Here is a 20,083-nt window from a genome sequence, read left to right as displayed (position 1 = left end):
AGTTTTCGTGTATCAATCAGCCCCGGCCAATCGCAGCTGGGAATGGAGCAAACCATGAGCCTTGGCCTTGTAGGTCGCAAGGTTGGCATGACCCGTATTTTCACGGACGACGGTGAAGCGATTCCCGTGACCGTGGTCGAGGTCGGCGACAACCGCGTGACGCAAATCAAGACGGACGAGACCGACGGTTACACCGCGGTTCAAGTCACCTTCGGCGCACGACGCGCAAGCCGCGTTACCAAGCCGCTGGCGGGTCACCTCGCCAAAGCCGGCGTGGAAGCCGGCGAAATCATCCGCGAATTCCGTATCGACGCAGCCAAGGCTGCCGAACTGCAAGCTGGCGGTTCGCTGTCGGTCGATCTGTTCGAAGTCGGTCAGAAGATCGACGTGCAGGGCGTGACCATCGGTAAGGGCTACGCCGGTACCATCAAGCGCTACCACTTCGCCTCCGGCCGTGCCACCCACGGTAACTCGCGCTCGCACAACGTGCCGGGCTCGATCGGTATGGCGCAGGATCCGGGCCGCGTGTTCCCGGGCAAGCGCATGACCGGTCACCTGGGCGATGTCACCCGCACCGTGCAGAACCTGGAGATCGCCAAGATCGACGCAGAGCGCAAGCTGCTGCTGGTCAAGGGCGCCATCCCTGGCTCCAAGAACGGCAAGGTCATCGTTACCCCGGCCGTCAAGGCCAAAGCCAAAGCTTAAGGAGCGCATGTAATGGAACTCAAGCTCCTCCAGGACAATGGCCAAGTCGGTGCAGGCGTCGCAGCCTCGCCCGAAGTGTTCGGCCGTGACTACAACGAAGCCCTCGTTCACCAGATCGTCGTCGCTTACCAGGCCAACGCTCGCAGCGGTAACCGTAAGCAGAAGGATCGTGAAGAGGTCAAGCACACGACCAAGAAGCCGTGGCGCCAGAAGGGTACGGGCCGTGCTCGTGCCGGTATGTCCTCGTCGCCGCTGTGGCGCGGGGGTGGCCGTATCTTCCCGAATTCGCCGGAAGAGAACTTCAGCCAGAAGGTCAACAAGAAGATGTTCCGTGCCGGCATGCGCTCGATTTACTCGCAGCTCGCACGTGAAGGTCGTATCAACGTGGTGGACGGTTTCACTGTCGACGCGCCCAAGACCAAGCTCTTGGCCGACAAGTTCAAGGCCATGGGCCTGGACTCGGTGCTGATCATCACCGACAGCCTCGACGAAAACCTCTACCTGGCTTCGCGCAACCTGCCGCACGTGGCAGTTGTCGAGCCGCGCCAGGCTGATCCGCTGTCGCTCGTGCACTACAAGAAGGTGCTGGTGACCAAGGCAGCCGTCGCGCAGATCGAGGAGTTGCTGAAATGACGCAAGTAGCCAAGAACGATCATCGTTTGATGCAGGTGCTGCTCGCGCCGGTGGTTTCCGAAAAGGCAACCCTGGTCGCCGACAAGAATGAACAAGTCGTGTTCGAAGTGGCTCGCGATGCCAACAAGGCAGAAGTGAAGGCCGCCGTCGAACTGCTGTTCAAGGTCGAGGTGCAGTCCGTTCAGATCCTGAACCAGAAGGGCAAGCAGAAGCGCTTCGGCCGTTTCATGGGCCGTCGCAACCACGTGAAGAAAGCTTACGTGTCGCTGAAGCCGGGTCAGGAAATCAATTTTGAAGCGGAGGCCAAGTAATCATGGCACTCGTCAAGACCAAGCCGACTTCCCCGGGTCGTCGCTCGATGGTGAAGGTGGTCAACAAGGACCTTCACAAGGGCACCCCGTACGCGCCGCTGCTGGAAAAGCAATTCCAGAAGTCGGGCCGTAACAACAATGGTCATATCACCACCCGCCACAAGGGCGGTGGTCATAAGCACCACTACCGCGTGGTCGACTTCAAGCGCAACGACAAGGACGGCATCCCCGCCAAGGTCGAGCGCCTGGAATACGATCCGAACCGCAGCGCCAATATCGCGCTGGTCGTGTTCGCCGACGGCGAGCGCCGCTACATCATCGCCACCAAGGGCATGGTTGCCGGTCAGCAGCTGCTGAACGGCTCGGAAGCGCCGATCAAGGCCGGTAACAACCTGCCGATCCGCAACATTCCGGTCGGTACCACGATCAACAACGTGGAAATGCTGCCGGGCAAGGGCGCCCAGATCGCCCGCGCTGCTGGCGGTTCCGCCGTGCTGCTGGCCCGTGAAGGCCTGTACGCCCAGGTTCGCCTGCGCTCCGGCGAAGTGCGCCGCGTGCACATCGAGTGCCGCGCCACTGTTGGTGAAGTGGGCAACGAAGAGCACAGCCTGCGCGTCATCGGCAAGGCCGGTGCGACCCGCTGGCGCGGTATCCGCCCGACGGTCCGCGGCGTGGTGATGAACCCGGTCGACCACCCGCACGGTGGTGGCGAGGGCAAGACCGCTGCTGGCCGCGATCCGGTGTCGCCGTGGGGTACCCCGACCAAGGGCTACCGCACCCGCAGCAACAAGCGCACGGACAGCATGATCGTCCAGAAGCGCCACAAGCGTTAATCGGTAGGTAGGAGCTAAAGATATGACTCGTTCCGCTAAAAAGGGTCCGTTCTGCGACGCCCACCTGCTGAAGAAGGTGGAAGTTGCAACGAGCGGCAAGGACAAGAAGCCCATCAAGACGTGGTCGCGCCGCTCGACCATTCTGCCGGAGTTCATCGGCCTGACGATCGCCGTTCACAACGGCCGTCAACACGTGCCGGTGTACGTGACGGAAAACATGGTTGGCCACAAGCTCGGCGAATTTGCGATCACCCGCACGTTCAAGGGCCACGCGGCTGACAAGAAAGCGAAGAGGTAAGGTGCCATCATGGAAGTGAAAGCGATTCATCGCGGTGCCCGCATCTCCGCCCAGAAGACGCGCCTGGTCGCTGACCAGATCCGTGGTCTGCCGATCGAGCGCGCGCTCAATGTCCTGACGTTCAGCCCGAAAAAGGCTGCCGGGATCGTGAAGAAGGTGGTCGAATCGGCCATCGCCAACGCTGAGCACAACGAAGGCGCCGACATCGACGAACTCAAGGTCAAATCGATCTACGTCGACAAGGCGACCTCGCTCAAGCGCTTCACCGCACGGGCGAAGGGCCGCGGCAACCGCATCGAGAAACAAACCTGTCACATCACTGTGACGCTCGGCAACTAAGGAGTCACGATGGGACAGAAGATTCATCCGACTGGCTTCCGTCTGGCTGTCAGCCGTAATTGGGCTTCGCGCTGGTACGCCAGCAACACGAAGTTCGCCGGCATGCTGAAGGAAGACATCGAAGTTCGCGACTTCCTGAAGAAGAAGCTGAAGAACGCATCGGTTGGCCGCGTCGTCATCGAGCGCCCCGCCCGCAATGCCCGCATCACCATTTACAGCTCGCGTCCGGGCGTGGTGATCGGCAAGAAGGGTGAGGACATCGAACTGCTGAAGGCCGAACTGCAGCGTCGCATGGGCGTGCCCGTGCACGTGAACATCGAGGAAATCCGCAAGCCGGAAACCGATGCTCAGCTGATCGCCGACTCGATCACCCAGCAGCTCGAGCGCCGCATCATGTTCCGCCGCGCCATGAAGCGCGCCATGCAGAACGCGATGCGCCTGGGCGCCCAGGGTATCAAGATCATGAGCGCCGGCCGTCTGAACGGTATCGAAATCGCCCGTACCGAGTGGTACCGCGAAGGCCGTGTGCCCCTGCACACCCTGCGCGCCGACATCGACTACGGCTTCTCCGAAGCAGAAACCACCTACGGCATCATCGGTGTCAAGGTGTGGGTCTACAAGGGGGATCACCTCGGCCGCAATGACGCGCCGGTGGTGGAAGAGCCGCAGGACGACCGTCGTCGTCGCCCGGGTCGTCCGGAAGGCCGCCGCCGTGAAGGCGAAGGCCGTCCGGGTGGCAACCGCCGCGGCGGTGCCGGTGCCGGTCGCCGCGCTGCGCCTGGCGCAGATGCGAAGAGTGGAGAATAACGATGCTGCAACCTAAGCGCAGAAAATACCGCAAGGAGCAGAAAGGCCGCAACACGGGTAAGGCTACCCGTGGTAACGCCGTGTCTTTCGGCGAATTCGGCCTGAAGGCCATGGGCCGTGGCCGCCTGACGGCTCGTCAGATCGAGTCGGCACGTCGTGCGATGACCCGCCACATCAAGCGTGGCGGCCGCATCTGGATCCGGATCTTCCCGGACAAGCCGATCTCGAAGAAGCCCGCCGAAGTCCGTATGGGTAACGGCAAGGGCAATCCGGAGTACTACGTGGCTGAAATCCAGCCGGGCAAGATGCTGTACGAAATGGATGGTGTGAGCGAAGACCTGGCACGTGAGGCGTTCCGCCTCGCGGCTGCCAAGCTGCCGATCGCCACCAATTTCGTGGTGCGCCAGGTCGGGACGTAAGGAGAGCAGGGATGAAAGCATCCGAACTTCGCGGCAAGGACGCCGCAGGCCTGAACCAGGAGCTCTCCGAGCTGCTGAAGGCCCAATTTAGCCTGCGCATGCAAAAGGCAACCCAACAGCTGCAGAACACCAGCCAGCTGAAGAAGGTTCGCAAGGACATCGCGCGCGTGCAAACCGTGCTGACTGAAAAGGCGAACGCGAAATGACTGAAGCTGCACAAACGGAAAAGTCGCTTCGCCGCACCCTGGTCGGCCGTGTCGTGAGCGACAAGATGGACAAGACCGTTACGGTCTTGGTGGAAAACCGCGTCAAGCATCCCCTGTACGGCAAGTACGTGCTGCGTTCCAAGAAGTACCACGCACACGACGAAGCCAACCAGTACAAGGAAGGCGACAAGGTCGAAATCCAGGAAGGCCGTCCGCTGTCGCGGACCAAGTCCTGGGTGGTTTCCCGGCTGGTAGAGGCTGCGCGCGTCATCTAAGAACAACACGTTCTTAGCTTGACTTGCAAGTCCAGGATTATGTAGCTATAATCCTGGACTTCCGCTTTATTGCGTTCGCCTTAGCTGTACCACCCGGGCGGGCCTGTTGAGCGAGCCAGGGCCAGGCGGCTCCGATGTTTTTCCGTCGGAAATTGCCGGGCTCCTACCGACTTCAAAGTTGATCAACCCATACGGTGCTGGCGCAAGGCCGGAACCGACGGGACCAAGACTGACCGACGGGCGCTATCGCACCTGGCGGATTAAGTTGGGAAGACAAACACCATGATTCAGACAGAAAGCCGGCTCGAAGTGGCCGATAACACTGGTGCGCGCGAAGTGCTGTGCATCAAGGTGCTGGGTGGCTCCAAGCGCCGCTACGCAAGCGTTGGCGACATCATCAAGGTGACCGTCAAGGACGCAGCGCCGCGCGGTCGCGTCAAGAAGGGCGACATCTACAACGCCGTCGTCGTGCGTACCGCCAAGGGCGTGCGCCGCGCTGACGGTTCGCTGATCAAGTTCGACGGCAACGCCGCCGTCCTGCTGAACAACAAGCTCGAGCCGATCGGCACCCGTATCTTCGGGCCGGTGACTCGTGAACTCCGTACCGAGCGCTTCATGAAGATCGTGTCGCTCGCTCCGGAAGTGCTGTAAGGAGCCGCCATGAACAAGATTCGCAAAGGCGACGAAGTCATCGTGCTGACCGGCAAGGACAAGGGCAAGCGCGGTACCGTGCAAGCCGTCCTCGGCGACAAGGTTGCGGTGCAAGGCGTGAACATCGCCAAAAAGCATGCCCGCCCGAACCCGATGCTGGGCACTACCGGTGGTGTGGTCGACAAGGTCATGCCGCTGCATATTTCCAACGTTGCGCTCGTGGATGCCAATGGCAAGCCGTCGCGCGTCGGCATCAAGGTGGAAGACGGCAAGCGCGTGCGCGTGCTGAAGACCACCGGCGCCGTCGTGGCAGCTTGATTCTGGGCACGTATAGGAGTTGAGCATGGCAGCACGTCTGCAAGAGTTTTACAAAGAACAGGTTGTGCCGAAGCTGATCGAGCAGTTCGGCTACAAGTCGGTCATGGAAGTGCCGCGCATCACCAAGATCACCCTGAACATGGGTCTTGGCGAAGCCATCAATGACAAGAAGATCATTGAAAACGCCGTGGGCGACCTGACCAAGATCGCCGGTCAGAAGCCGGTCGTGACGAAGGCCAAGAAGGCCATCGCCGGCTTCAAGATCCGCCAGGGCTACCCCATCGGTGCGATGGTGACCCTGCGCGGCGAGCGCATGTTCGAATTCCTCGATCGTTTCGTCACCGTGGCCCTGCCGCGCGTGCGTGACTTCCGTGGTGTGTCGGGCCGTTCGTTCGACGGTCGTGGCAACTACAACATCGGTGTGAAAGAGCAGATCATTTTCCCCGAAATCGAGTACGACAAGATCGACGCACTGCGTGGTCTGAACATCAGCATCACGACGACGGCAAAGAACGACGAGGAAGCCAAGGCCCTCCTCGGTGCGTTCAAGTTCCCGTTCCGCAATTAAGGGGTAACCGTGGCTAAACTGGCTCTGATTGAACGTGAGAAGAAGCGCGCCAAGCTGGTGGCAAAGTATGCCGCCAAGCGCGCCAACCTCAAGGCCATTATCGACGACCAAGAAAAGTCGGAAGAAGAGCGTTACAGCGCGCGTCTCGAGCTGCAGCAGCTCCCGCGCAACGCGAACCCGACTCGCCAGCGCAACCGCTGCGCGATCACCGGTCGTCCCCGCGGTACCTTCCGCAAGTTTGGCCTGGCGCGTAACAAGATCCGCGAAATCGCCTTCAAGGGCGAAATCCCGGGTCTGACGAAAGCCAGCTGGTAATTACGCACAGGCTACAGGAGAAACAGTATGAGCATGAGCGATCCTATCGCCGATATGCTGACGCGCATCCGCAACGCCCAGGGCGTGCAGAAGGCGTCGGTTGTCATGCCGTCGTCGAAGCTGAAAGTGGCAATCGCCAAGGTCCTGAAGGACGAAGGCTACATCGACGACTACGCCGTCCAGGAAGATGGCGGCAAGGCACAACTGAGCATCGGTCTCAAGTACTACGCCGGCCGTCCGGTGATCGAGCGCATCGAGCGCGTCTCGAAGCCCGGCCTGCGCGTGTACAAGGGCCGCAGCGACATTCCGCAAGTGATGAACGGCCTGGGTGTGGCGATCATCTCGACCCCGCAGGGTCTGATGACCGACCGCAAGGCTCGCGCCACCGGCGTGGGCGGCGAAGTTCTCTGCTACGTCGCTTAAGGAGAGAACCATGTCCCGTGTAGGTAAGGCTCCCATCGCGCTCCCCAAGGGCGCGGAAGTGAACGTGGCAGCTGGCGTGCTCTCCGTGAAGGGCCCGCTGGGTACGCTGTCCCAGCCGATTCACAGCCTGGTCAAGGTCAATGTCGAGAACGACACGCTGACCTTCGCACCGGCTGACGAGTCGCGTGAAGCAAACGCCCTGCAAGGCACCATGCGCGCCCTGGCGGCGAACATGGTCAAGGGCGTGACCACCGGTTTCGAGCGCAAGCTGAACCTCGTCGGCGTGGGCTATCGTGCCCAGCTGCAAGGCACTGCGCTGAAGCTCCAGCTTGGTTTCTCGCACGACGTGATCCATGAGATGCCGGAAGGCGTGAAGGCGGAAACGCCGACGCAGACCGAAATCCTGATCAAGGGTGCGGACAAGCAGAAAGTCGGTCAGGTTGCCGCGGAAGTCCGCGCGTACCGTCCGCCCGAGCCCTACAAGGGCAAGGGTGTGCGTTACAGCGACGAGCGCGTCATCCTGAAGGAAACCAAGAAGAAGTAAGGGGTGCAATGATGAACAAGAAAGACGCTCGTTTGCGCCGTGCACGTCAGACCCGCGCCAAGATCGCGGAGCTGAAAGTCAATCGTCTGACCGTGTTCCGTACGAATTCGAACATTTACGCCCAGGTCTTCTCCGAGTGCGGCACCAAGGTGCTGGCTTCGGCTTCGACCGTCGAGGCAGAAGTGCGCAAGGAACTGGAAGGCAAGGGCGCTACCGCCGCTGCCGCTACCGTCGTGGGCAAGCGCATCGCCGAGAAGGCGAAGGCTGCCGGCGTGGAAACCGTCGCCTTCGATCGCGCCGGCTTCCGTTTCCATGGCCGCGTGAAGGCCCTGGCAGACGCCGCCCGCGAAGCCGGCCTGAAGTTCTAAGCGCATAAAGAGAGATACGTCATGGCAAAGATGCAAGCAAAAGTCCAACAGGACGAACGCGACGACGGCCTCCGCGAGAAGATGATCTCGGTCAACCGTGTCACCAAGGTGGTGAAGGGTGGCCGGATTCTCGGTTTCGCTGCGCTGACCGTGGTTGGTGACGGCGATGGCCGCATCGGCATGGGCAAGGGCAAGGCCAAGGAAGTGCCGGTCGCCGTTCAGAAGGCAATGGACGAAGCCCGTCGCAAGATGGTCAAGGTCTCGCTGAAGAACGGCACGCTGCAACACGAAGTCGTTGGCAAGCACGGCGCCGCCAAGGTGCTGATGATGCCCGCCAAGGAAGGTACCGGCGTGATCGCCGGCGGCCCGATGCGCGCGATCTTCGAAGTGATGGGTGTCACCAACGTGGTGACCAAGTCGCACGGCTCCACCAACCCGTACAACATGGTTCGCGCCACGCTGGACGGCCTTCAGAAGATGAGCACGCCGGGCGAAATCGCCGCCAAGCGTGGCAAGTCGGTCGAAGACATCCTGGGTTAAGGTGAACGCAATGTCGCAGAAAACCGTAAAAGTGCAACTCGTGCGCAGCCTGATCGGCACGCGCGAGGATCATCGCGCCACCGTTCGTGGCCTGGGCCTGCGCCGCATCAACTCGGTGTCGGAGCTGCAGGACACGCCCGCCGTGCGCGGCATGATCAACAAGGTCTCGTACCTGGTCAAGGTTCTGGCCTGATCGGGACTTGGAGAGCAAGATGCAACTGAACAACCTGAAACCGGCTGCCGGTTCGAAGCACGCCAAGCGTCGCGTCGGCCGCGGTATCGGCTCCGGCCTGGGCAAGACCGCCGGTCGCGGTCACAAGGGTCAGAAGTCGCGTTCGGGCGGCTTCCACAAGGTGGGCTTCGAAGGCGGCCAGATGCCGCTGTATCGTCGCCTGCCGAAGCGCGGCTTCACCTCGCTGACCAAGGCGTTCACCGCCGAAGTCACGCTGCGTGACATCGAGCGCCTGGAAGCGGCCGAAGTCGACCTGCTGGTCCTGAAGCAGGCTGGCCTGGTCGGCGACCTGGTCAAGAGCGCCAAGGTCATCAAGGCCGGCGAGCTGACCCGCAAGGTGACGATCAAGGGTCTGGGCGCCACCGCTGGCGCCAAGGCCGCGATCGAAGCCGCCGGCGGCCAGATCGCAGCCTGATACGGCAGCATTCATCGCAGCATAGGCAGTCATAGTCGGAGCATCGTTTGGCCACGGCGAAACCCAATGCAAGCGCGCAAGCCAGGAACACGGCGAAGTACGGCGACCTCAAGCGCCGGCTGATGTTCCTGGTGCTGGCCCTGATCGTGTACCGCATCGGCGCTCATATTCCGGTGCCCGGTATCGATCCGGAGCAGCTTGCGAAGCTTTTCCAGAGTCAGTCGGGTGGCATCCTCGGGATGTTCAACCTGTTCTCGGGCGGGGCGCTGTCGCGCTTTACCGTCTTCGCGCTCGGCATCATGCCGTACATCTCGGCGTCGATCATCATGCAGTTGCTGACGATCGTGCTGCCGCAGCTGGAGTCGCTGAAGAAGGAAGGGCAGGCAGGGCAGCGCAAGATCACGCAGTACACGCGCTACGGCACCGTGGTTCTGGCCACGTTCCAGGCGCTGTCGATCGCGGTCGCGCTGGAGTCGCAGCCGGGGCTGGTGCTGGATCCGGGCCTGATGTTCCGGGCCACGGCGGTGATCACGCTGGTGACCGGCACGATGTTCCTGATGTGGCTGGGTGAGCAGATTACCGAGCGCGGTCTGGGCAACGGCATCTCGATCATCATCTTCGGCGGTATCGCGGCGGGCCTGCCCAATGCGATCGGCGGACTGTTCGAACTGGTCCGCACGGGTTCCATGAGCATCATCGCGGCGATCTTCATCGTGGCGATCGTGATCGGTGTGACCTTCGCCGTGGTGTTCGTCGAGCGTGGCCAGCGCAAGATCCTGGTGAACTATGCCAAGCGTCAGGTCGGCAACAAGGTGTACGGCGGCCAGTCGTCGCACCTGCCGCTGAAGCTGAACATGGCAGGGGTGATTCCGCCGATCTTCGCATCGTCGATCATCCTGTTCCCGGCGACGATCGCGGGCTGGTTTACGTCTGACTCGACGGGTGCGGTCGGCCGGTTCATCAAGGACCTGGCTGCCACGCTGTCGCCGGGCCAGCCGGTCTACATCCTGCTGTACGCTGCTGCGATTGTATTTTTCTGCTTCTTCTACACGGCTCTGGTGTACAACAGCCGTGAAGTGGCAGACAACCTGAAGAAAAGCGGTGCCTTCATTCCGGGCATTCGTCCGGGCGAGCAGACGACGCGCTATATCGACAAGATCCTGGTGCGTCTGACGTTGGCTGGTGCGATCTACATCACACTGGTCTGCCTGTTGCCGGAATTCCTGGTGCTGCGCTGGAACGTTCCGTTCTATTTCGGCGGAACCTCCCTGCTGATCATCGTGGTCGTCACGATGGACTTCATGGCCCAGGTTCAGTCCTATGTCATGTCGCAGCAGTATGAGTCGCTGCTGAAGAAGGCGAATTTCAAGGGCAATCTGACCTTGCGCTGACTTCGGATCGGTACAGGCTAGGTATGGCTAAAGACGACGTCATCCAGATGCAGGGCGAGGTCCTGGAAAACCTGCCCAATGCGACGTTCCGAGTCAAGCTGGAGAATGGCCATGTGGTGCTGGGCCATATCTCCGGCAAGATGAGAATGAACTACATCCGGATTCTTCCGGGTGACAAGGTGACGGTCGAGCTGACCCCATATGATCTGTCGCGCGCACGAATCGTCTTCCGGACGAAGTGAGCGAACAGGAATTGAAGGAAGAGGAAAATTATGAAAGTGCTGGCTTCTGTTAAGCGCATTTGCCGCAACTGCAAAATCATCAAGCGCAACGGTGTCGTGCGCGTGATCTGCTCGTCGGATCCCCGCCACAAGCAACGCCAAGGCTAATCGGAAAGAGGATTGACGAATGGCACGTATCGCAGGGGTTAACATCCCGAACCACAAGCATACCGAAATCGGCCTGACGGCTATTTACGGTATCGGCCGCTCGCGCGCCCGCAAGATTTGCGAGGCCACCGGTGTACCGTTTGACAAGAAGGTCAAGGACCTGACCGACGCCGACCTGGAAAAGCTTCGTGACGAAGTGGGCAAGGTCACGGTCGAGGGTGACCTGCGTCGTGAAACCACGATGAACATCAAGCGTCTGATGGACCTTGGTTGCTATCGTGGCATGCGTCACCGCAAGGGCCTGCCGATGCGCGGCCAGCGTACGCGCACCAACGCCCGTACCCGCAAGGGTCCGCGCAAGGCCGGCGTGGCTCTGAAGAAGTAAAGCCGAAGGCAGAGGAAGAAACTAATGGCAAAAGGTCCGAATAACGCCGCTCGCGCGCGTAAGAAGGTCAAGAAGAACGTTGCCGACGGCATTGCGCACGTCCACGCTTCGTTCAACAACACCATCATCACGATCACCGATCGCCAGGGCAACGCCCTGTCGTGGGCGACCGCCGGTGGCCAGGGCTTCAAGGGTTCGCGCAAGTCGACCCCGTTCGCTGCCCAGGTTGCTGCCGAGAACGCCGGCCGCGTGGCGCAAGACCAGGGCATCAAGAACCTGGAAGTGCGTATCAAGGGTCCCGGCCCGGGTCGTGAATCGGCTGTCCGCGCGCTGAACGCGCTGGGCATCAAGATCGCGATCATCGAAGACGTCACGCCGATTCCGCACAACGGCTGCCGTCCGCCGAAGCGCCGCCGCATCTGATGCGTTGGCGTGTCCGGGCCCGGCGGGTTTACCTGCCGGTTTCGGATATGGTAGCATCGCGCGTTGACCTGCTGCATTTTAATGCGGCAGGTTTTCGTTTTGCGTCGGGGTAGTGCTTTTCGAGGCACATTGAACTACCGGCGTATTAGTAAATGCTTGCAGCGACGCCTCCCCACGGAGCGCGCTTAATAAGCCCACCGTCCGTCACGGTCCGGCGTGTGCCCTGTTGCACTGCGCCGGCACTGCGTTGGCGGACTCGCGGCGCGTCCTGAAGGCGCCGTGATCGATCAAAGGAAGACAACGTGGCACGTTATACCGGCCCGAAGGCCAAACTTTCCCGCCGTGAAGGCACCGACCTGTTCCTGAAGAGCTCGCGCCGCTCGCTGGCCGACAAGTGCAAGCTGGACAGCAAGCCGGGCCAGCATGGCCGCACCTCGGGTGCCCGCACCTCCGACTACGGCAACCAGCTGCGCGAAAAGCAGAAGGTCAAGCGCATCTACGGCGTGCTCGAGCGCCAGTTCCGCCGCTACTTCGCCGAAGCCGACCGTCGCAAGGGCAACACCGGCGAAAACCTGCTGCAACTGCTGGAATCGCGCCTGGACAACGTGGTGTACCGCATGGGCTTCGGCTCGACCCGCGCTGAAGCGCGCCAGCTGGTGTCGCACAAGGCGATCCTGGTGAACGGCCAGACCCTGAACGTGCCGTCGGCACAGATCAAGTCGGGCGACGTCATCACCATCCGCGAGCAGTCGAAGAAGCAGGTCCGTATCGCCGAAGCGCTGTCGCTGGCCGAGCAGTCGGGCTTCCCGACCTGGGTCGCCGTGGATGCCAAGAAGTTCGAAGGCACCTTCAAGCAAGTCCCGGATCGCGCCGATATCTCGGGCGACATCAACGAAAGCCTGATCGTCGAACTGTACTCGCGTTAATCCGCGAGCATCCGGCCCAGAGCTTGCGTTCGTCGCAAAGCTTCTCCTTCAGCCCGACGCGCTTCGCGCGCGTCGGGCTTCGCCCATCGTTACGATGGGATTTCCAGGTTCCAAACGTCAGCCTTATCGGTGTAACGAGCCGAGGGTATTGAAAAGGACAACCTAATGCAAACAGCACTCCTCAAGCCAAAAATCATCGCCGTCGAGCCTCTGGGCGACCATCACGCCAAAGTCGTGATGGAGCCGTTCGAGCGCGGCTACGGCCATACGCTCGGTAACGCCCTGCGTCGCGTGCTGCTGTCGTCGATGGTCGGTTATGCCCCGACCGAAGTCACGATCGCTGGGGTGGTCCACGAGTATTCCACCATCGACGGCGTGCAGGAAGACGTCGTCAACCTGCTGCTCAACCTGAAGGGCGTGGTGTTCAAGCTGCACAACCGCGACGAAGTCACGGTGTCGCTGCGCAAGGATGGCGAAGGCGTGGTCACGGCAGCCGATATCGAGCTGCCGCACGACGTCGAGATCATCAACCCGAACCACGTGATCGCCCATCTGTCGGCCGGCGGCAAGCTGGACATGCAGATCAAGGTCGAGCAGGGCCGCGGCTATGTGCCGGGCAACGTGCGCAAGTTCGGCGACGAATCCGGCAAGGTCATCGGCCGCATCGTGCTGGACGCCTCGTTCTCGCCGGTGCGCCGCGTGTCGTACGCGGTTGAATCCGCTCGCGTGGAGCAGCGTACCGACCTCGACAAGCTGGTGATGAACATCGAAACCGACGGCGTGATCTCGCCCGAGGAAGCGATCCGCCAGTCGGCCCGCATCCTGGTCGACCAGCTGTCCGTGTTCGCCGCGCTGGAAGGCACCGAGTCGGCCGCCGAGGCCGCTTCGAGCCGCACGCCGCAGATCGACCCGATCCTGCTGCGCCCGGTCGACGACCTGGAGCTGACGGTGCGCTCGGCCAACTGCCTGAAGGCCGAGAACATCTACTACATCGGCGACCTGATCCAGCGTACCGAGAACGAGCTGCTCAAGACCCCGAACCTGGGTCGCAAGTCGCTCAACGAGATCAAGGAAGTCCTCGCCTCGCGTGGCCTGACCCTCGGCATGAAGCTCGAGAACTGGCCGCCCGCAGGTCTGGAGAAGTAATCGTGGCGCGGGGCATCGGTCCCGCACCGCAGCAACCGCCCCGGCTCCGGCCGGGGCATGTATGACTACCGGCCCGCGTCCCGCCGCATCGGACGATAGAAGAGCTGGTCAAACACTTAACTGAAAGGAATCATCATGCGTCACCGTCATGGTCTGCGGAAACTGAACCGCACCTCGTCGCACCGTCTCGCGATGCTGCGCAACATGTCCAACTCGCTGTTCCAGCACGAGCTGATCAAGACCACCGTGCCCAAGGCCAAGGAACTGCGCAAGGTCGTCGAGCCGCTGATCACGCTGGCCAAGAAGGACACCGTTGCCAACCGCCGCCTGGCCTTCGCCCGCCTGCGCGACCGCGACATGGTCACCAAGCTGTTCACCGAACTGGGCCCGCGCTACGCCACCCGTCCGGGCGGCTACACCCGCATCCTGAAGTTCGGCTTCCGTCAGGGCGACAACGCGCCGATGGCGCTGGTCGAGCTGGTGGATCGTCCGGAAATCACCGAAGCCCCGGCCGAAGAAGCCGCGGAATAAGTGCGTTTCCTGCCCGTTGCCGTCGCGCGACGGTTGCGGGCACACCGCTTACAATCGAGCCAGGCATCCGCCTGGCTCTTTTGTTTTGTGCGGGTCGGCGGCGGCCGGCCGCGGGGAGAGTGTCGATGCAAAGCCATACTGACCAAGTTGCCGATCCGGACGAGGTGCTCGTCGTCGTCACCAACGCACCCGACGCCGACACCGCGGCGGGCTTGTCGCGGGCCGTGCTGCAGGCGCGCGCCGCCGCCTGCGTGAACCGTCTGGCGCCGGTTGAATCCGAGTACTGGTGGCAGGGCAAGCTCGAGCAGGCGCAGGAATGGCCGCTGCTGATCAAGACCACGCGCGCACGCTACGCTGCGCTCGAGGCCGTGATCCGGCAACATCACCCCTATGACGTGCCGGAGCTGCTCGCGTGGCCCGTGTCGGCGGGCTACGGGCCCTACCTGGCATGGGTGCGCAGCGAGACCGCCGGCGTGCCGGCGCAGGCAGGTACGGCAGCACCCCAGAAACAAGACCAACAGGAATCGGCTTCATGAACATCGGTTTGGCACGGCGGGCGGGCACGCCCGGGCAGATGTGGGCGCGGCATATTGCCGCAGCGCTGCTGGCGGCGCTGGCCTGGCTGTGCCTGGCGGGCAGCCTCCACGCCGCCACCGAGGACGACTTCCTGCCGCCCGAGCAAGCCTTTCGCTTCGCCGCCAGCCAGCCTGACGACAAGACCATCGAAGTCCGCTTTGACGTCGCGCCGGGCTACTACATGTACCGCGAGCGCTTTTCCTTCGCCGCGCAGCCGGCCGGCGTGAAACTGGGCGCGCCGGCCTACCCGCAGGGCAAGGTGAAGTTCGACGAGACCTTCGGCAAGGAGATGGAGACCTACCGCGACAGCGTGGTCATCCGCATCCCGGTGGAGGCAGCGCCCGCCGACGGCAAATGGACGCTGACGGTGACGTCCCAGGGCTGCGCCGACAAGGGCCTGTGCTATCCGCCGATGGAAAGCGTCCACAAGGTCGGGGGCAGTGCCCTGGCCGACCTGTTCGGCAAGCGCGGCCGCAGCGACGCTCCGGCGGCCGAGCGGGCTCCGGCACCCGCCGCACCCGCCATGCCGGGCGCAGCCACGACTCTGCGCGCCGACGACAGCGACCGCATCGCCGGCGCACTGGCCAGCCGCAACCTGGGCCTGATCGCCGCGCTGTTCTTCGGCCTGGGCCTGCTGCTGACCTTTACGCCGTGCGTGCTGCCGATGGTGCCGATCCTGTCGTCGATCGTGGTCGGCGAGCACGTCACGCGCAGCCGCGCGCTGCTGGTGTCGCTGGCCTATGTGCTGGGCATGGCGGTGGTGTACACCGCGGTCGGCGTGGCCGCGGGGCTGCTGGGCGAGGGGCTCTCCGCCGCGCTGCAGAAGCCCTGGGTGCTGGGTGCCTTCGCGGCGCTGATGGTGGCGCTGGCGCTGTCGATGTTCGGCCTGTACGAGCTGCAGCTGCCGCAGCGCTGGCAGACCCGGCTCGCGGAATCCTCCAACCGCCGCCAGGGCGGCCAGATTGCCGGCGCCGCGGCGATGGGGGCGATCTCCGCGCTGATCGTCGGGCCTTGCGTGACGGCACCGCTGGCGGGCGCGCTGGCCTATATCGCGCAGAGCCGCGATGCCGTGACCGGCGGCGCCGCGCTGTTCGCGATGGCGCTTGGCATGGGCGTCCCGCTGGTGCTGGTGGGTGTGGGCGCTGGCAACCTGCTGCCGCGCGCCGGCCGCTGGATGGAGGTGACCAAGCGCTTCTTCGGCTTCCTGCTGCTGGGTGTGGCGCTGTGGATGCTGGGGCCGGTGCTGCCGGCGTGGGCCACGATGCTGTTGCTGGCGGCGCTGCTGCTGGTGGCGGCGGTGTTCCTGGGCGCCTTCGACGGGCTGGGGCCGGATCCGCGCAACCTGGTGCGGGTGGGCAAGGGCGTGGGCGTGCTGTTTGCCATCGCCGCCGCGATCGTGCTGATCGGCGTGGCCTCGGGCGGACGCGATCCGCTGCAGCCGCTGTCGCACCTCAGCGTGGCGCGGACTGTCGGCGAAAACGCCGGCGGTGCGCAGACGGTGCGCTTCGAGCGCGTGCGCAGCGTCGCCGAACTCGACGCCCGCGTGGCGCAGGCCGCCGCCGCGGGCAAGCCCGTGCTGCTGGATTTCTATGCCGACTGGTGCGTCAGCTGCAAGGAAATGGAGCGCATGACCTTCGTCGACCCGCGCGTGCGCGCGCGGCTGTCGGAAATCGTGCTGCTGCAGGCGGATGTGACCGCCAACAATGCCGACGACAAGGCCCTGCTCAAGCGCTTCGGCCTGTTCGGGCCGCCCGGCATCATCCTGTTCGGGCCGGACGGGCGCGAGCGCCCGGTGCGCGTGATCGGCTACCAGTCGGCCAACCGCTTCCTGGAAAGCCTGGAGCGCGCTTTCGGCACGCGCACGCGCACCTGACTTGCACGTGAGGCGTACCCAGCCCTGCGGCTAGCGCTCCAGCTGCCGCGCCAGTCCCCACAGCGCCGCCAGGACCACCGCCACGGCACCCATCAGGCCGATCGACCACCAGAAGCCCTGCGGCTCCTGCAGCCACGGCATGCGCTCGAAGTTCATGCCGAAGACGCCGGTGATCAGCGTCAGCGGCATGAACAGCGCCGTGATCAGCGTCAGCGCGCGCATGGTGCGGTTGGTGCGGTGCGCGACCGCCGAGAAGTGGATCTGCACCGCCGATTCGATCGAATCCTCCAGCCGGCGCGCATGCGCCAGCACCCGCTGGATATGCTCCATCACGTCGTTGATGCGCACCAGCAGCACTTCGTCGCGCCCCGGCGCATTGGCCGCGCCGCCGGGCTGGTCGCTGCTGTAGCGGTTGTCGAGCAGGCTGTCGCGGAATTCCTGCAGCGCGTCGCGCTGCTCCTCGCTCAGGTGTTCCAGCTTGCGCAGCTGGATGCGGGCATCGAGCAGGCCTTCCCAGCTGGAGAAGCTGCGGCGCGAGTTCAGCAGCGCGCGCTGCCAGCGGTCGAGCTGGCGCGTCAGCGGCGCGCGCAGCTCCAGGTAGCGGTCGACCATGGCGTTGAGCAGACGCAGCATCAGGTCCTCGGGCCGGCTCGGCGGACGGATGCCATGCAGCAGCGACTGGCCGTTGCCACGCGCAGGCACGGCTTGCGGACGCGGCGCCTGGCACAGCTCGAGCAGCCGCTGGCGCACCTGGTCGATGGTGCGCGACGGCCCGGAGCGCACCGTGACCAGCACGGTGTCGAACATGAAGAACGTGACCGGCTGGGTATCGATCTTGGCCAGTGCCGGCAGGAAGCCAGGCGCATGACGCTTCTGGCGGGCCGCTGCCTCGGCCGCGGGCGGCTTGGTGAGACTAGCGCCGCCGGCCGCCGCATCCTGCGGCTCGGCCCCGACAATGGCGCGGCTGGTTTCGAAGGTGAGCTTGCGGAAGATCACCATGTCGTACGCATGGGTCGTATCGAAGTACGACGGATGCGCGGCGTTGGTGGCGTCGGCCATGTGCAGGTCGAGGATGGGCGCGCCGGCCAGCTGGCGCACCTGCTCGCGCCACGCGTCGGGCGCCGCGGTGACCTCTTCGGTGGAGAAGTCCGCCCACACGAACAGCGACGCGGCATTGCCTGACAGGAAACTGCCCGCCTCGGTGAGCGAGGCGAGCGGGTGTACCTGGCTCGCTGAGAAACCTAGCAACTCCATGCGCGGTCGGTCGGCGTCAGGCCTGCAGCAGCCGCGCGGCGTCGCGCGCGAAATACGTCAGGATGCCGTCGGCGCCGGCGCGGCGGAAGGCCAGCAGCGATTCCATCATCACCTTGTCGTGGTCCAGCCAGCCGTTCTGCGCGGCGGCCTTGAGCATCGCGTACTCGCCGCTGACCTGGTACACGTAGGTCGGGAAGCGGAACTCGTCCTTGACCCGGCGCACGATGTCCAGGTACGGCATGCCGGGCTTGACCATCACCATGTCGGCGCCTTCCAGGATGTCCTGCGCCACTTCGCGCAGCGCCTCGTCGGTATTGGCCGGGTCCATCTGGTAGGTCATCTTGTTGCCCTTGCCCAGGTTGGCGGCCGAGCCCACCGCGTCGCGGAACGGGCCGTAGAACGCCGACGCGTACTTGGCCGAGTACGCCATGATGCGGGTATGGATATGGCCGTTGTCTTCCAGCGCGGTGCGCACCGCGCCGATGCGGCCGTCCATCATGTCGGACGGGGCAACGATGTCGACCCCGGCCTCGGCCTGCGCCAGCGCCTGGCGCACCAGGATCTCCACCGTCGCATCGTTGATCACGTAGCCGTTGTCGTCGAGCACGCCATCCTGGCCATGGCTGGTGTACGGGTCGAGGGCCACGTCGCACAGCACGCCCAGTTCGGGGAAGCGGTCCTTGAGCGCGCGCACGGCGCGCGGCACCAGTCCGTCCGGGTTGGTGGCCTCGATGCCGTCGGGCGTCTTCAGCGACGGGTCGATCACCGGGAACAGCGCCAGCACCGGGATGCCGAGCTTGACGCAGTCTTCGGCCACCGGCATCAGCAGGTCGACCGATACGCGCTCAACGCCGGGCATCGACGCCACGGCCTGGCGCTGGTTCTGGCCGTCGAGGATGAAGACCGGGTAGATCAGGTTGTCCGGGGACAGGCGATGCTCGCGCATCATGCGGCGGGAGAAATCATCGCGGCGCATGCGGCGCGGGCGGAACTCGGGGAAGGTGGACATGGCGGCTTCTTGGCGGAAGAGGACGAAATGCAGGGCCGGCAAGTACGGCGCGCGCAGCGCCATGCGGCCGGCCGAAGAAAAACTAAACTTTTGTGCGTGCCCGACATCATACTCGCGGACACTTTGCGTTGCGCGCTGCGCGGCGCGGTGTCCCCCGCTACTCCTCCCTGAGCGGGTACCCGCCTCACCGGCGGGAAAGTTTGTCCCCGTTGCTTGCGACGGGGCTTTTTTTTGCGCGCCCGCTGCCGGAATCACGCGGCCGGATCGGACGCAGGGGGCACCGCGGGGGGCACGCTATTCGCGGCGGCCGGCTCGCGTTCCGCCTTGCGCGCTTCCGGCAAGTTGAGCCAGCCGGCGATCACAGCCTGCGCCTCTTCGATGCCGCGGCGCTTCAGGCTGGAGAACAGCTGCGCCGTCATCGGCACCGGCGTCTCCAGCTGTTCGGCATAGCCTTGCAGCATCTTGCGGGTTTCGCGCAGGGCCTTGGCATTTTCGCTGTTGGTGAGCTTGTCGGCCTTGGTCAACAGCACGTGGATGGGCCGCCCGGTGGGCAGGAACCACTCGACCATCTGGCAATCGAGGTCCGTGAACGGCCGGCGCGCGTCCATCATCAGGATCAGGCCGGCCAGTTGCTGGCGGGTCTGCACGTAATCGCTCAGCAGGCCCTGCCAGTGGTACTTGGCGGAACCCGAGACCTCGGCATAGCCGTAGCCGGGCAGATCGACCAGGAACGCCAGCGGATCGGGCGCCTTGACCGGCGCCACCGAGAAATAGTTGATGTGCTGGGTGCGCCCGGGCGTGCGGGACGAGAAGGCCAGCCGCTTCTGGTTGCACAGGATGTTGATGGCGGTGGACTTCCCCGCGTTGGAACGCCCGGCGAACGCCACCTCGGGCACGGCCGTGGCTGGCAGGTCGCGCAGGTGGTTCACGGTGATGAAGAAGCGGGCCTGGTGAAGAAGGGACATGCGCTAGAGCGGTGG

At 63.8% G+C, this 20,083-nt stretch carries 33 protein-coding genes; 30 read left to right on the top strand and 3 right to left on the bottom strand.

The features are described 5' to 3' along the window. Positions 1-54 precede the first annotated feature (54 nt). The 30 genes from rplC (at position 55) to dsbD (ending at position 16,840) form a co-directional block, all read left to right on the top strand. Positions 55-705 (top strand): 50S ribosomal protein L3, encoded by a 651-nt coding sequence (rplC, locus tag RALTA_RS14355; RefSeq protein ID WP_010812397.1) that lies wholly within the window; start codon positions 55-57, stop codon positions 703-705. Positions 706-717: 12 nt separating this feature from the next. After that, complete coding sequence (gene rplD / locus RALTA_RS14350) at positions 718-1,338, top strand: 50S ribosomal protein L4 (protein WP_011299311.1); 621 nt, start codon at positions 718-720, stop codon at positions 1,336-1,338. Beyond that, positions 1,335-1,649 carry a 50S ribosomal protein L23 gene (rplW, locus tag RALTA_RS14345; RefSeq protein WP_006576245.1) on the top strand — a complete coding sequence of 105 codons (315 nt, stop codon included), beginning with the start codon at positions 1,335-1,337 and terminating at the stop codon, positions 1,647-1,649. Before rplD ends, rplW begins: the two co-directional genes overlap by 4 nt. Before the next feature lie 2 nt (positions 1,650-1,651). Then, positions 1,652-2,482: a 50S ribosomal protein L2 gene (gene rplB / locus RALTA_RS14340; protein WP_012354139.1), complete on the top strand. Its 831-nt coding sequence runs from the start codon at positions 1,652-1,654 to the stop codon at positions 2,480-2,482. A 22-nt stretch (positions 2,483-2,504) separates the two neighbouring features. Beyond that, positions 2,505-2,780, top strand: coding sequence for a 30S ribosomal protein S19 (rpsS, locus tag RALTA_RS14335; protein ID WP_012354138.1), 276 nt, complete (start codon positions 2,505-2,507; stop codon positions 2,778-2,780). Positions 2,781-2,789: 9 nt separating this feature from the next. Further along, positions 2,790-3,119, top strand: a complete 330-nt coding sequence (rplV, locus tag RALTA_RS14330; protein ID WP_003271370.1) for a 50S ribosomal protein L22 — start codon at positions 2,790-2,792, stop codon at positions 3,117-3,119. A 9-nt stretch (positions 3,120-3,128) separates the two neighbouring features. Next, on the top strand, positions 3,129-3,926 hold the full coding sequence (gene rpsC / locus RALTA_RS14325; protein ID WP_010812392.1) for a 30S ribosomal protein S3: 798 nt from the start codon (positions 3,129-3,131) through the stop codon (positions 3,924-3,926). Positions 3,927-3,928: 2 nt separating this feature from the next. After that, on the top strand, positions 3,929-4,345 hold the full coding sequence (gene rplP, locus RALTA_RS14320) for a 50S ribosomal protein L16 (protein WP_010812391.1): 417 nt from the start codon (positions 3,929-3,931) through the stop codon (positions 4,343-4,345). An 11-nt stretch (positions 4,346-4,356) separates the two neighbouring features. Then, on the top strand, positions 4,357-4,551 hold the full coding sequence (gene rpmC / locus RALTA_RS14315; RefSeq protein WP_008642937.1) for a 50S ribosomal protein L29: 195 nt from the start codon (positions 4,357-4,359) through the stop codon (positions 4,549-4,551). After that, a complete protein-coding gene (gene rpsQ, locus RALTA_RS14310) occupies positions 4,548-4,826 on the top strand; it encodes a 30S ribosomal protein S17 (RefSeq protein WP_010812389.1) in 279 nt (92 codons plus the stop codon). The genes rpmC and rpsQ overlap by 4 nt, the downstream gene beginning before the upstream one ends. A gap of 282 nt (positions 4,827-5,108) precedes the next feature. Continuing rightward, positions 5,109-5,477, top strand: a complete 369-nt coding sequence (gene rplN, locus RALTA_RS14305; RefSeq protein WP_010812388.1) for a 50S ribosomal protein L14 — start codon at positions 5,109-5,111, stop codon at positions 5,475-5,477. Positions 5,478-5,486: 9 nt separating this feature from the next. Next, a complete protein-coding gene (gene rplX / locus RALTA_RS14300) occupies positions 5,487-5,795 on the top strand; it encodes a 50S ribosomal protein L24 (RefSeq protein WP_010812387.1) in 309 nt (102 codons plus the stop codon). Between the two features lie 25 nt (positions 5,796-5,820). After that, positions 5,821-6,363, top strand: coding sequence for a 50S ribosomal protein L5 (rplE, locus tag RALTA_RS14295; RefSeq protein ID WP_010812386.1), 543 nt, complete (start codon positions 5,821-5,823; stop codon positions 6,361-6,363). Between the two features lie 9 nt (positions 6,364-6,372). Next, the gene (gene rpsN, locus RALTA_RS14290; RefSeq protein WP_010812385.1) at positions 6,373-6,678 is read left to right on the top strand and encodes a 30S ribosomal protein S14; all 306 of its coding nucleotides are present in this window, start codon (positions 6,373-6,375) and stop codon (positions 6,676-6,678) included. A 27-nt stretch (positions 6,679-6,705) separates the two neighbouring features. Then, positions 6,706-7,101 carry a 30S ribosomal protein S8 gene (gene rpsH / locus RALTA_RS14285; protein WP_010812384.1) on the top strand — a complete coding sequence of 132 codons (396 nt, stop codon included), beginning with the start codon at positions 6,706-6,708 and terminating at the stop codon, positions 7,099-7,101. 10 nt (positions 7,102-7,111) lie between these two features. Continuing rightward, the gene (rplF, locus tag RALTA_RS14280) at positions 7,112-7,645 is read left to right on the top strand and encodes a 50S ribosomal protein L6 (protein ID WP_012354137.1); all 534 of its coding nucleotides are present in this window, start codon (positions 7,112-7,114) and stop codon (positions 7,643-7,645) included. A gap of 11 nt (positions 7,646-7,656) precedes the next feature. Then, the gene (rplR, locus tag RALTA_RS14275; protein WP_025585851.1) at positions 7,657-8,013 is read left to right on the top strand and encodes a 50S ribosomal protein L18; all 357 of its coding nucleotides are present in this window, start codon (positions 7,657-7,659) and stop codon (positions 8,011-8,013) included. 21 nt (positions 8,014-8,034) lie between these two features. After that, positions 8,035-8,553: a 30S ribosomal protein S5 gene (rpsE, locus tag RALTA_RS14270; RefSeq protein WP_006160449.1), complete on the top strand. Its 519-nt coding sequence runs from the start codon at positions 8,035-8,037 to the stop codon at positions 8,551-8,553. A 10-nt stretch (positions 8,554-8,563) separates the two neighbouring features. Next, positions 8,564-8,746 (top strand): 50S ribosomal protein L30, encoded by a 183-nt coding sequence (gene rpmD, locus RALTA_RS14265; protein WP_010812381.1) that lies wholly within the window; start codon positions 8,564-8,566, stop codon positions 8,744-8,746. A 19-nt stretch (positions 8,747-8,765) separates the two neighbouring features. Next, positions 8,766-9,200, top strand: coding sequence for a 50S ribosomal protein L15 (rplO, locus tag RALTA_RS14260; protein WP_012354135.1), 435 nt, complete (start codon positions 8,766-8,768; stop codon positions 9,198-9,200). 47 nt (positions 9,201-9,247) lie between these two features. Continuing rightward, a complete protein-coding gene (gene secY / locus RALTA_RS14255) occupies positions 9,248-10,591 on the top strand; it encodes a preprotein translocase subunit SecY (protein WP_012354134.1) in 1,344 nt (447 codons plus the stop codon). Between the two features lie 23 nt (positions 10,592-10,614). Then, the gene (gene infA, locus RALTA_RS14250) at positions 10,615-10,833 is read left to right on the top strand and encodes a translation initiation factor IF-1 (RefSeq protein ID WP_010812378.1); all 219 of its coding nucleotides are present in this window, start codon (positions 10,615-10,617) and stop codon (positions 10,831-10,833) included. A gap of 30 nt (positions 10,834-10,863) precedes the next feature. Further along, positions 10,864-10,980 carry a 50S ribosomal protein L36 gene (rpmJ, locus tag RALTA_RS14245; protein WP_008642959.1) on the top strand — a complete coding sequence of 39 codons (117 nt, stop codon included), beginning with the start codon at positions 10,864-10,866 and terminating at the stop codon, positions 10,978-10,980. A 19-nt stretch (positions 10,981-10,999) separates the two neighbouring features. Continuing rightward, positions 11,000-11,365, top strand: a complete 366-nt coding sequence (gene rpsM, locus RALTA_RS14240; protein ID WP_008642961.1) for a 30S ribosomal protein S13 — start codon at positions 11,000-11,002, stop codon at positions 11,363-11,365. A gap of 24 nt (positions 11,366-11,389) precedes the next feature. After that, on the top strand, positions 11,390-11,788 hold the full coding sequence (gene rpsK, locus RALTA_RS14235) for a 30S ribosomal protein S11 (RefSeq protein WP_010812376.1): 399 nt from the start codon (positions 11,390-11,392) through the stop codon (positions 11,786-11,788). Between the two features lie 302 nt (positions 11,789-12,090). Continuing rightward, positions 12,091-12,714: a 30S ribosomal protein S4 gene (gene rpsD / locus RALTA_RS14230; RefSeq protein WP_012354133.1), complete on the top strand. Its 624-nt coding sequence runs from the start codon at positions 12,091-12,093 to the stop codon at positions 12,712-12,714. 165 nt (positions 12,715-12,879) lie between these two features. Then, positions 12,880-13,860, top strand: a complete 981-nt coding sequence (locus tag RALTA_RS14225; protein WP_010812374.1) for a DNA-directed RNA polymerase subunit alpha — start codon at positions 12,880-12,882, stop codon at positions 13,858-13,860. Positions 13,861-13,995: 135 nt separating this feature from the next. After that, on the top strand, positions 13,996-14,391 hold the full coding sequence (rplQ, locus tag RALTA_RS14220; protein WP_010812373.1) for a 50S ribosomal protein L17: 396 nt from the start codon (positions 13,996-13,998) through the stop codon (positions 14,389-14,391). A 125-nt stretch (positions 14,392-14,516) separates the two neighbouring features. Beyond that, positions 14,517-14,927, top strand: a complete 411-nt coding sequence (gene cutA / locus RALTA_RS14215) for a divalent-cation tolerance protein CutA (RefSeq protein ID WP_012354132.1) — start codon at positions 14,517-14,519, stop codon at positions 14,925-14,927. Then, on the top strand, positions 14,924-16,840 hold the full coding sequence (dsbD, locus tag RALTA_RS14210) for a protein-disulfide reductase DsbD (RefSeq protein WP_012354131.1): 1,917 nt from the start codon (positions 14,924-14,926) through the stop codon (positions 16,838-16,840). The genes cutA and dsbD overlap by 4 nt, the downstream gene beginning before the upstream one ends. Before the next feature lie 30 nt (positions 16,841-16,870). Here the strand turns inward: dsbD and RALTA_RS14205 are convergent, their stop codons facing one another. The 3 genes from RALTA_RS14205 to yihA all read right to left on the bottom strand — a co-directional run bounded on the left by RALTA_RS14205 (position 16,871) and on the right by yihA (position 20,068). Beyond that, positions 16,871-18,094: a magnesium transporter CorA family protein gene (locus tag RALTA_RS14205; protein WP_012354130.1), complete on the bottom strand. Its 1,224-nt coding sequence runs from the start codon at positions 18,092-18,094 to the stop codon at positions 16,871-16,873. Positions 18,095-18,110: 16 nt separating this feature from the next. Continuing rightward, on the bottom strand, positions 18,111-19,103 hold the full coding sequence (gene hemB, locus RALTA_RS14200) for a porphobilinogen synthase (protein ID WP_012354129.1): 993 nt from the start codon (positions 19,101-19,103) through the stop codon (positions 18,111-18,113). Between the two features lie 251 nt (positions 19,104-19,354). Continuing rightward, a complete protein-coding gene (gene yihA / locus RALTA_RS14195; RefSeq protein ID WP_012354128.1) occupies positions 19,355-20,068 on the bottom strand; it encodes a ribosome biogenesis GTP-binding protein YihA/YsxC in 714 nt (237 codons plus the stop codon). Between the last annotated feature and the right edge of the window lie 15 nt (positions 20,069-20,083).

This window comes from Cupriavidus taiwanensis LMG 19424, from assembly GCF_000069785.1.
In the GTDB taxonomy this organism is placed as follows: Bacteria; Pseudomonadota; Gammaproteobacteria; order Burkholderiales; family Burkholderiaceae; genus Cupriavidus; species Cupriavidus taiwanensis.
Note: the sequence above shows the minus strand (reverse complement) of the source record. Positions and strands in the feature narration are given on the sequence as shown.